The organism is Vibrio genomosp. F10 str. ZF-129, from assembly GCF_000287055.2.
Taxonomy (GTDB): domain Bacteria; phylum Pseudomonadota; class Gammaproteobacteria; order Enterobacterales; family Vibrionaceae; genus Vibrio.
On sequence record NZ_AJYQ02000119.1, the window covers coordinates 100,552 to 111,056 of the forward strand.

Consider the following 10,505-nt stretch of genomic DNA (forward strand, 5'->3'; position numbering starts at 1 on the left):
AATAATATTCACACAATAAAGTTAAGCGAACGTTGCTTGTGCTCTTAGGTGAGTGTTTTTTTGCGGCGCTAACTTTGTAGTGTATATGAACCCCTACAGATATTCAGCTGACAATACCGCAAAAAAACGTTTTGTTTGTAGTTTTAGATGTATCGCTGGTAGCTCGCGGGTTTATTTAAGGCATTCGACAAAGCTGTCGGCCAGAGAATGAATAAACACAAAGTAGCTATCAGCCTGAACAGTAATCTCTGAACCAATAGGATCAAGCTCACCTAGCCCTACGCTGCTACCTCGAGTTACTGACTCTACAATTGCTGGCGTAAATTGGGGCTCTGAAAACACGCACTTGGCTTGATTTTCCTGTAAGGTTTTCTTAATCGCTATTAAGCTTTTTGCGCCAGGCTTCCTATCTGGGCTGACGGTAAAGTAACCCAAATGGTTCAATTGATAATCGGATTCAAAATATCCATACGCATCATGGAATACATAGTAGCCATTTTTCTTAACTGGTTTTAGCTTGTCTTCAACCCGCGCTTTTTCTTGTTTTAACCGTAATTCAAAGGTCTGGTAGTTTTGTTGGTATTGCTTACGGTTGTTCGGTTCTAGTAAAGATAACCGATCGGCTAAGGCCTTTGCGACCTGCAAGGTAGGCTCATAACCTAGCCAAAAGTGAGGATCATGGTCACCATGATCATGACCGTCATGTTCACCATGATCGTGATCCCCTTGGTACTCTCTCAAGGAAAGATGAGGAATCTCACTTAATGTAAGTACGTTGTCTTGATTCGACAAAACACCTGTTAGGAAGGGTTCTAAATCGTGCCCATACCAAACGACAAGATCGGCACTACGAATACGTCGTATGTCAGAGGGGCGCAGCGCATAATCATGAGGGGACGTGTTGTTTGCCAACAATACATCGGCATCACCGGCGTTGAGCGTTATTTCGGTGGCTATCATTTGAATCGGCTTAATGCTCGTCAGTAGGTTCATTGCCCAAGCAGAGTTGATATTAAAAAATAGGATTGAAGCAATTAATAAACGAAATCTCATTTGCGTGCCAGTCATCGTTCTGTAGAATATGGAGGGAATGGATGTTACATTATAACAATAGCTAATTGCAAATGAGTTCTATTTATGCCCCCCTTGATTGAGTTAAACAATATCTGCGTAACGTTTAACAATAAACGCGTTTTAGACAATGTTAACTTAACACTTGAACGAAAAAAAATAACCACGCTCATTGGGCCTAACGGAGCTGGGAAATCGACCTTAGTTAAGGTTTTACTTGGCCTACAAAAAGTGGACTCTGGAGTCGTGAAGCGCGGGGCTTCATGCAAAATTGGCTATGTCCCTCAAAAGCTAAGACTGAACGATGCACTACCACTGAATGTAAAACGTTTTTTGCAATTGGCTGGGCGTTACAGTGCGCAAGAAATTCTTGACGCATTAAAATTGGTCAAAGCTGAGCACCTTATTAGTAACAACATGCATCAATTATCGGGTGGCGAAAATCAACGCGTATTAATAGCAAGATCTTTGCTGCAAAGACCAGACGTATTGGTCCTTGATGAGCCAGCACAAGGCGTTGATATACAGGGTCAGATCGACCTTTACAATCTTATCGATGATATTCGCCATCGGTTTAGCTGCGCTGTTTTTATGGTGTCTCACGATCTTCATCTAGTGATGGCAAAAACCGACGACGTGATCTGCTTACACCACCACATATGCTGTTCAGGATCACCACAAGACATCACGCAACACCCAAGCTACATCGCGCTATTTGGCCATAGTGGTCGCGAATCGCTCGCTATCTACCACCATCAGCATGATCATCACCATCATGATTTATCTGGTAACCCTGTTACCGGTAATGCAACAGAATGCGCCAACCATAACCATGGACACACACATGATTGATTTTCTCCTTCCTTCACTTTTGGCAGGACTCGGTATCGCACTGATTGCTGGACCGCTGGGATCTTTCGTCGTTTGGAGAAAGATGGCCTATTTTGGCGATACTTTAGCCCATGCTTCTTTAATGGGCTTAGCACTTGGCTTTCTATTGAACATTAATCTCTACTTAGCTTTGCTGGTTTGTTGCCTAGGTTTAGCATTGATTCTTGTGACTCTACAAAAGCAAAAATTGGTCGCCACTGACACGTTACTCGGTATTCTAGCGCACAGTTCCCTCTCTTTAGGCTTAATCGCCGTCAGTTTTTTAGATTCTGTTCGTATCGATTTAATGAGTTATTTGTTCGGCGATTTACTGGCTGTCGCTCCTGCTGATTTAGTCATAATCTATGCAGGTGTTGCGGTCGTAGCCATAACACTGTTCATTTTCTGGCGACCATTGCTTTCCGCGACAATCAATGAAGACTTAGCGGCTGTCGACGGTATCAACATCGACTTGATGCGACTGATCCTCATGCTCATGGTTGGGCTGGTGATCGCCGTAGGAATGAAATTTGTTGGTGCACTGATCATGACATCGCTGTTAATTATCCCGGCAGCGACCGCTCGAAAACTGGCTCAAACACCTGAACAAATGGCCATTTTCGCTTCGATTATCGGTGCTCTTTCTGTGTGTGGCGGGTTGTATTTATCATGGCACTTTGACACTCCTGCAGGACCATCGGTTGTCATCAGTGCTACTTGTATGTTTATGCTAAGCCAGTTTGTAAAATCGCCTACGAGCTAACTCAAGCTGTATTTAACAAGCGTTTGTTTCCGTCAATTTCTCGATTAAAAAACGCCGAATAAAAAAGGCTTCCAACTGGAAGCCTTTTTAATCTCTATTTTAGACAACGATAAAGAATAATCTCTTTTCGTTACGCCCCTTCATTGTGCAAATCAAGGTTAACTAGCTCGGCCTCAGACTCAGCTTTAGCATCATCACCACGTAACGATTCTACGTACTCTAGATATTCTTGATTAATATCACCCGTGACGTATTCACCACTGAATACCGACGCCTCAAAACGTGCGATGTCTGTATTACCAAGACCAACGGCTTCAACAAGATCGTCAATCGTTTGGAATATCAGTTCATCCGCGCCAATCTGTTTACAGATCGCATCGTTGTCACGACCATGCGCAATCAGCTCGTTCGCACTTGGCATATCAATCCCATACACGTTAGGAAAACGAATTTCTGGAGCTGCTGAAACCATGAACACTTTCTTCGCGCCTGAATCTCTCGCCATTTCAATAATCTGTTCTGAGGTGGTTCCACGAACTATCGAATCGTCTACTAGCAGTACGTTCTTATCCTTGAATTCAGAGCGAATTGCATTGAGCTTACGGCGAACTGATTTCTTACGCTGCTGCTGGCCCGGCATGATAAACGTTCGACCTACGTAACGGTTCTTAACGAAGCCTTGACGGTATGGAATGTCAATCGCTTGGGCAATTTGCAATGCGATGTCACACGATGTCTCTGGGATAGGGATAACCACATCAATATCAAGATGGCCGTATTCATCTTTAATACGTTCACCCAGTTTTTTACCCATTTCAACACGAGCGCTGTAAACGGAAATTTTGTCTATGAATGAATCTGGTCGAGAAAAGTAGACATACTCAAATAAGCAAGGGTTTAAAACAGGGTTATCTGCACATTGCTGTGTAAATAACTGCCCATCAAACGTTGCGTAAAGCGCTTCGCCTGGTGCCACATCACGTACAAAATCAAAGCCAACCGCATCTAAAGCGACAGATTCTGATGCGACCATATATTCGGTGCTACCATCGATTTCACGCTTACCTAAACATAATGGGCGAATCCCGTTTGGGTCTCTAAATGCAATCATACCGTGGCCAATAATCATCGCGACAACAGCGTATGCGCCACGAATAGTGCGATGTACATTAGTCACAGCACGAAAGACATCTTCAGAGGTTACATTCCCTTTAACCATATCAATTTCATGTGCTAACACGTTTAGCAACACTTCCGAATCTGACGTAGTGTTGATATGACGGCGATCTTTCTCCGCTAATTTTTCACGAATTTTGTGAGCGTTAGTCAAGTTACCGTTATGAGCTAAAGTAATACCAAATGGAGAGTTAACATAAAATGGCTGCGCTTCGGACGCACTAGAGCTGCCTGCTGTAGGGTAACGAACATGACCGATACCCACATCACCCTGTAGGCGTTGCATGTGTTTTGCTTCAAAGACGTCTTTCACCAAACCGTTTGCCTTACGCAGACGGAAACGATTGCTTTCTATGGTACAAATACCCGCAGCATCTTGGCCACGATGCTGCAACACAGTCAATGCATCATAAATAGACTGGTTTACAGGCGTTGCGCCCACGATTCCAACAATACCACACATGGCCTAACCCTCGATTATCGACAATTGCTGGCGCTATAGTGCGCCAGATAAAAAAGTTGATGTTGCTTGTAAGTGCTCGAAAAATGGCGCGATGATACGACTAAACTCAGGTACCAATTGCGAACTTTTCCACCACTCAGAACTTGGAAGTGCTGTGAAAGCATCCATAAAAAACAGTGCTGCCGAGACGATCAGTACCCCTCTTAACGCTCCGAAAACAATCCCTAAGATTCGATCGGTGCCCGATAGTCCTGTCTTTTCGACAAGCTGAGCAATAACGTAATTCACTAATGCGCCAACAATGAGCGTAGCGATAAACAGCACTGCAATCGCGGTTCCATTGCGAAACATGTCATCTTCAATATTGGTGAAATAAACCGCCAATTTTGCGTAATACTGGCTGGCAATAAAGAATGCGCCACACCAAATAACCAATGACAAAGCTTCTTTAGCAAAACCTCGAACTAAACTGATCAAAGCGGATAGCCCGATCACCCCTAAAATGACAATATCTAACCAATTCATGTTTTCTGCATCTTAAGTTGGCGCGCATTTTAACAGAAAAAATGCTGACGCAAACGTTTTCTTATGGATTTAGTGGTTTAAATTTGAGCAATTGACCGTTTGAACCGGTAATTTTGTTTAGTTCAACCAGTTGTTGCTCAAGTTTACTTTTTGACACATCAGGACCAATAATGACACGGGTGAAGCCATTCTCGTTCTTTGTATGCGCCTGATAGCCTCTTTTCCGTAGATCCTTGACTAAAGTTTCTGCGTTATCTGCATTTTTCAATGCCATTAACTGAATAATCCACGCACTGTCTACATAGTCATTTTTTTCATCTACAGAGTTTACCTTCGTGGGTAACGGTTGGATTGTGTCTGCAGTTTCTCTATCACTTGTTGTGTCGCCGACGGTGATTTCTACAGGCGACTCAGGTAGCATAATCTGATCTTCAACTGGATCAAGAAGTTCAAACACTTCCATTTCACTTTCAAGCTCTGGTTTTATAGGAATACTCGCGATTTCATCTTTATAGTGCTCCTTTTTACCATCGAGTAGGTCTGGCAGTACGATAATTCCCACTGCAACCAAGATAACTGTACCGACTAAGCGGCTATGGAATTTACTGGCCATTTATTCTCCTTGATCTCGCCAGTGCTCTAAGACTTCACCAACCGTATGAAATGAGCCAACGACGATAATGACATCTTGCTTGTTCGCCTGTGTCAATGCGCTATTAAATGCCTCTACGGGGTTAGAATATTTCCCTTGATAACTTGGCAAATGGATACTTAATTCTTCGACAGAAGCCGCTCTAGGGCCGTGAAGAGAAGCTGGATACCAGCAAGTCACAACTGAGGTTAACTCGTCTAGCGTCGATTCAATGTCTTTGTCATGAAGCATTGCCACGACAGCATGTATGTTCTTGTTTGGATACTTCTCTTGAAGTGATGCAACTAAGTATTTAGCCGAATGCGGATTGTGCGCGACATCGAGCACGATCGTTGGCTCGGTGGAGATAACCTGCATACGACCAGGAAGCTGTGCCGACTTCAATCCATTCACAATATTGATATCTGTCAGTTCGAGATTAGCCACGGCAAGTGCCATTAAAGCCGTTGCTGCATTAGGTAAAGGTAATTGAGGTATCGGCAGTGAGTCGAGCTCGAAGGTGCCACTTTTCCAGCCCCAGGTCTTATCGGTTTCTTTTTGATAGGTGTACTGAATGCCTACTTGATAAAAATCAGCACCAATATCGTCGGCATGAGCTGCGACTGTCGCGGGTGCTTTAGGCTGACCACAAATAGCAGGACGGTTAGTTCTGTAAATCCCCGCTTTTTCAAAGCCAATGACATTAATATCATCACCAAGCCAATCGACATGATCGACAGCTAAGCTGGTAATCACAGAGACGTCGTGATCCACGACATTGGTCGCATCAAGTCGCCCACCTAACCCCACTTCAAGTAGCACAATATCTACATGTTCGGTTTGAAACGCACGCAACGCCGCCAAGGTCCCATATTCAAAGAAACTAAGGCTAGTCTCACCACGTACTTTCTCGATAAAATCGAAAGCCAAGCAGTGCTTTTCATCACTAAGATCAACGCCATTAATACGTACGCGTTCGTTGTAGCGAATTAAATGAGGAGAGCTGTAAACACCAACGCTGTAACCGGCATCCAAAAGAATGGATTCCATCAATGCACAGGTTGACCCTTTGCCATTGGTTCCAGCAACGGTAATCACTGTTGGGGCGGGTTTTGTCAGTTCTGCTGTTTTAGCCACCGCTTGAACACGGTCAAGGCCTAAATCTATCGCAGAGCTATGAATGTTGGACAAATAATCAAGCCACACCGTTAAGGGAGATGTGGCTTGAGGAATTGGATTTTGAGTCATCTAACTATAACCAAATAACGGTGGTTTATTGTTAGTAGCTACTTTACCCTTTTTCAGCGGATTCTGGTACTTGATATGCTGCTTCGTTTGGAGAATCGTTAACAGAAACCACCAATGGAGACGTACGGTTCGTCAGTTTAGCCACTAGGCTACCAACTCGTTGACGCATTTCTCGGCGATCAACAATCATATCAATAGCACCGTGCTCTAACAAAAACTCACTGCGTTGAAAGCCTTCAGGTAGGTCTTCACGGACTGTTTGTTCGATAACACGGCGTCCAGCAAACCCGATTAGAGCTTTTGGTTCGCCGATATTGATGTCTCCTAACATAGCTAAGCTCGCAGAAACACCCCCCATCGTTGGGTCCGTCATGACGGAAATGAACGGTAAACCTTTTGAAGATAAACGCTCAAGCGCCGCACTGGTTTTTGCCATTTGCATTAGAGACATCAATGCCTCTTGCATACGAGCACCACCACTGGCAGAAAAACAAACCAAGCCACAGTTATTTTCAATAGCCGCATCAACAGCACGTACAAAACGAGCACCCACTACAGAGCCCATCGAGCCGCCCATAAATGAGAATTCAAAGGCACAAGCAACCAATGGCATGCCTAACAGCTCGCCTTGCATAACGATCAATGCATCTTTCTCACCACTGTTTTTCTGGGCAGCAGAGATACGATCTTTATACCGTTTGGAATCTTTGAATTTAAGCTTGTCTTGTGGCTCTAGCTCATTCGCCAATTCAACTCGGTTATCAGCATCCAAAAACGTTTCAAGGCGGCGACGCGCCTTCATTCTCATGTGATGGTCACACTTAGGACACACCTCAAGGTTACGTTCTAGTTCTGCATGATAAAGTACTTGTTCACAAGAAGAGCACTTAGTCCATACCCCTTCAGGGATAGACGCTTTACGAGAACTGCCTATGTTGCTTTTTTCTAATATCTTTTCAAGCCAACTCATGGAAGACCTTTTCTATCTAGTCTTACGCCTAATTACGCAAGATACAAATTCGGGATTTACGCGTGAAGGATTAAAGCATAATAAATGCCAGCTGTAGACAAAAAACTGGTTGTACCTATTTCCTGTATCGATGTCTCACGAGAAAAATGTTTAAAAATGACCAAAATTGAACATTATGTCAGGTCATTAGGCAAAAATAACGGCCCTAAAGGCTCTCTAGGTAATTGATAATGAGTGGGGTAATCAACATCTATCAAATACAAGCCTGCAGCTTTTGCCGTAGCAGAAGCCTGCTTTCTGTCTTTGGCTTTCAGCAATTGATCTATCCATTGGGGATCTTGCTCGCCCTTACCAACAGTAATCAGACTGCCTGCAATGTTCCTCACCATATGATGAACAAACGCATTGGCCTTAATATCAATCACGACATAATGCCCATGACGAGTCACATTCAAGTGCATAATATTACGCCAAGGACTGCGAGATTGACAATGGATAGCTCTAAAGGACGTGAAGTCATTCTCACCGATAAGGTATTGACCTGCAAGGTGCATTTTATCAGCATCAAGCTCCCCGTGATAATGACTTAATCCCGAAGCAAGAATTCCAGGCCTTAGGGCGTGGTTATAAATAACATAACGATAACGGCGAGCCGTCGCGGTAAATCGAGCATGAAACTCTGCATCAACCACATGTGCCCAACGAACCGCAATATCTTTAGGGAGATTAGCATTCACCCCCATCGTCCAAGCGGCTGGCTTGCGCATACTTTCCGTATCAAAGTGAACGACTTGGCCTGTGCCGTGCACCCCTGAATCGGTACGACCTGCACACTGAACTTCAACAGGATGATTAGCGATGATACTTAAGGATTTCTCTAGCTCTTCCTGAACACTCGTTACATCCCGCTGACGTTGCCAACCATAATAATTAGTGCCATCGTACTCGATGCCCAGTGCTACTCTCATGTTCATTTACTCTTAAAATCCGGCCGGAGATTATAATATCAATACCAACAAATATCTAATACGACAAACAAAAAAGGCAGCAGACGCTGCCTTCCGTTATACGGCGATTAGCCACGTCGTATTGCATCAATTAAGCTTTTAGCTTCCCGTCTTATCGTATCGGAACCATCTACAATCGCTTCTTCCAGTAATTTAATCGCCCCGTCAGTATCATTCATTTCCATGTAGATTTTAGCTAGATCCATTTTTCCTACGGCTTCCGCGTTACTGTCCACATCTTCAAATCCAATGTCACCAATAACGTCAGGAAACTCGTCCAGCCCAACGTTGAGGTTTAATTCTTCGTCATCAGGGTTCGCTTGATTCGCTTCTTCGCTTTCAACTTCTGCCATTAATTCATCAATAGTCCGGTACTGCTCCGCCTTTGAATCAAAATCCTCTTGATGCTCCCAATTTTCGTCAGAAACAACCGCCTGCTCCGGTTTGTTTTCTTCACTCCAAATGGCTTGCTCATCATCTGGGATGTCAGTCGAAATACTAGCTTGCTGTTCAGCAGATAGATTAAAACCATTCCAATCCTCGCCACCGACTTCCAACATAGCAGCAATGTCCATTCCCGCACTATCGGTCGTTTTGGCATCGAGGGCTGAATCAAATGAGAATGAACTCGACATAAGTTCGTCTTCATCTTCGGAAAGTAGCTCCGACAACGCGCTTTCATCAAAACCATCTTTAGACAACGAATCCAGATTTTGAGCTTGGAATATATCAAACAATGCATCCTGCTCTGATATTTCACCTGCTTCATCAGGCGCCATATCTATCGGTATATTCGGTGATTCTGCTACGCCAGGAAGCTCTGAAGCCTCAGGCTCAATAGGCATATCTGCCAACGCCTCTTCTTCACTGTATTCTGGAAGATCGGCTTCATCGAAAACCTCGGGGTCATCACTACCTTGTTCTATAACATCGTCTGGAGTGTCCGATGAAATGGGCATATCGGCTAAGGCTTCTTCTTCGCTGTATTCAGGTAAATCTAGCTCATCAAACGTTTCAGGCAGTTCATCAGAAGTAGGCTCTGGCACTTCTTCCACTGATTCTGTGTCTAGTGCTTCGACTGTATCTTGAATTGCAGGTGCTTCTGGTACCTGAGTTTCTAGTGCCTCAATCGTCTCTAGAGTATCAGAATCTTCTTTAGCCTCTGCTTCTTCTGGAATCTCGAGCTCTTCTTGAGCGCCTATTTCTTCTTCGGCACCAGCGTCTTCAATCGCCTCTAGTTCGTCAAGCGTCTCGATTTCTTCAAGTGCGTCAGTCTCGCCTAAAGACTCGGCATCATCGAGAGGATTGATAACGTCTTCATGCGCTGGCAGCTCAGCCAATGCATCTTCTTCTGTATATTCTGGAAGCTCTAACTCATTAAACGTTTCCGGCAATTCATCAGAAGTGGGCTCTGGAACTTCTTCCACAGATTCAGTATCTAGTGCTTTGACTGTATCTTGAGCTTCAGGTGCTTCTGGTACCTGAGTTTCTTGCGCCTCAATCGTCTCTAGAGTATCGGCGTCTTTAGCCTCTACTTCTTCTGACGCTTCCGTTTCATTTAGCACCTCATCCGATAACTCACCGCCAAATTCGACATCAGGCAGCTCGAAGTCATCGACTGGATCAGGTAACTCTTCAGCTAATGCCTCATTGGCTAAAACACTTTCAGCTTCGACTTTCGGAGAGTCTAGTTCATCGTCTATTAACCAGTCGTCATCCTGCGGCGTGCCAAATTCGTTCGGTACTGCTGTTGGCTCTGGCTCTGGCTCTGGCTCTGGCTC

At 44.3% G+C, this 10,505-nt stretch carries 10 protein-coding genes; 2 read left to right on the top strand and 8 right to left on the bottom strand.

What is annotated here, in order from left to right:
* Nucleotides 1-171: 171 nt before the first annotated feature.
* A complete protein-coding gene (gene znuA / locus A1QO_RS15735) occupies nt 172-1,068 on the bottom strand; it encodes a zinc ABC transporter substrate-binding protein ZnuA (protein ID WP_017040268.1) in 897 nt (298 codons plus the stop codon).
* Between the two features lie 69 nt (nt 1,069-1,137).
* Between znuA and znuC the strand changes: the two genes are divergently transcribed.
* Together znuC and znuB are read left to right on the top strand one after the other, a co-directional pair.
* Nucleotides 1,138-1,923 carry a zinc ABC transporter ATP-binding protein ZnuC gene (gene znuC / locus A1QO_RS15740; protein ID WP_017034856.1) on the top strand — a complete coding sequence of 262 codons (786 nt, stop codon included), beginning with the start codon at nt 1,138-1,140 and terminating at the stop codon, nt 1,921-1,923.
* On the top strand, nt 1,916-2,704 hold the full coding sequence (gene znuB, locus A1QO_RS15745; RefSeq protein ID WP_017034855.1) for a zinc ABC transporter permease subunit ZnuB: 789 nt from the start codon (nt 1,916-1,918) through the stop codon (nt 2,702-2,704). Before znuC ends, znuB begins: the two co-directional genes overlap by 8 nt.
* Before the next feature lie 130 nt (nt 2,705-2,834).
* On the opposite strand, the gene purF is transcribed toward znuB, so the two are convergent.
* From purF to A1QO_RS15780, 7 genes are all read right to left on the bottom strand, one after another.
* The gene (purF, locus tag A1QO_RS15750) at nt 2,835-4,343 is read right to left on the bottom strand and encodes an amidophosphoribosyltransferase (protein ID WP_017034854.1); all 1,509 of its coding nucleotides are present in this window, start codon (nt 4,341-4,343) and stop codon (nt 2,835-2,837) included.
* Between the two features lie 33 nt (nt 4,344-4,376).
* Nucleotides 4,377-4,868 (bottom strand): CvpA family protein, encoded by a 492-nt coding sequence (locus tag A1QO_RS15755; RefSeq protein WP_017038057.1) that lies wholly within the window; start codon nt 4,866-4,868, stop codon nt 4,377-4,379.
* Nucleotides 4,869-4,929: 61 nt separating this feature from the next.
* Nucleotides 4,930-5,481, bottom strand: coding sequence for an SPOR domain-containing protein (locus A1QO_RS15760; RefSeq protein ID WP_017034852.1), 552 nt, complete (start codon nt 5,479-5,481; stop codon nt 4,930-4,932).
* The gene (folC, locus tag A1QO_RS15765; RefSeq protein ID WP_017040269.1) at nt 5,482-6,747 is read right to left on the bottom strand and encodes a bifunctional tetrahydrofolate synthase/dihydrofolate synthase; all 1,266 of its coding nucleotides are present in this window, start codon (nt 6,745-6,747) and stop codon (nt 5,482-5,484) included.
* A gap of 43 nt (nt 6,748-6,790) precedes the next feature.
* Complete coding sequence (accD, locus tag A1QO_RS15770; protein WP_017034850.1) at nt 6,791-7,717, bottom strand: acetyl-CoA carboxylase, carboxyltransferase subunit beta; 927 nt, start codon at nt 7,715-7,717, stop codon at nt 6,791-6,793.
* Nucleotides 7,718-7,890: 173 nt separating this feature from the next.
* Complete coding sequence (truA, locus tag A1QO_RS15775; RefSeq protein WP_017040270.1) at nt 7,891-8,685, bottom strand: tRNA pseudouridine(38-40) synthase TruA; 795 nt, start codon at nt 8,683-8,685, stop codon at nt 7,891-7,893.
* Between the two features lie 107 nt (nt 8,686-8,792).
* Nucleotides 8,793-10,505 (bottom strand): FimV/HubP family polar landmark protein (locus tag A1QO_RS15780; RefSeq protein ID WP_017040916.1); only part of this gene is annotated, 1,713 nt, incomplete at its 5' end.

What these genes read in the sequence shown, in the direction of transcription:
- znuA (WP_017040268.1), bottom strand. Translation starts at nt 1,068, where the DNA reads ATGACTGGCACGCAAATGAGATTTCGTTTATTAATTGCTTCAATCCTA.
- znuC (WP_017034856.1), top strand. Translation starts at nt 1,138, where the DNA reads ATGCCCCCCTTGATTGAGTTAAACAATATCTGCGTAACGTTTAACAAT.
- znuB (WP_017034855.1), top strand. Translation starts at nt 1,916, where the DNA reads ATGATTGATTTTCTCCTTCCTTCACTTTTGGCAGGACTCGGTATCGCA.
- purF (WP_017034854.1), bottom strand. Translation starts at nt 4,343, where the DNA reads ATGTGTGGTATTGTTGGAATCGTGGGCGCAACGCCTGTAAACCAGTCT.
- A1QO_RS15755 (WP_017038057.1), bottom strand. Translation starts at nt 4,868, where the DNA reads ATGAATTGGTTAGATATTGTCATTTTAGGGGTGATCGGGCTATCCGCT.
- A1QO_RS15760 (WP_017034852.1), bottom strand. Translation starts at nt 5,481, where the DNA reads ATGGCCAGTAAATTCCATAGCCGCTTAGTCGGTACAGTTATCTTGGTT.
- folC (WP_017040269.1), bottom strand. Translation starts at nt 6,747, where the DNA reads ATGACTCAAAATCCAATTCCTCAAGCCACATCTCCCTTAACGGTGTGG.
- accD (WP_017034850.1), bottom strand. Translation starts at nt 7,717, where the DNA reads ATGAGTTGGCTTGAAAAGATATTAGAAAAAAGCAACATAGGCAGTTCT.
- truA (WP_017040270.1), bottom strand. Translation starts at nt 8,685, where the DNA reads ATGAGAGTAGCACTGGGCATCGAGTACGATGGCACTAATTATTATGGT.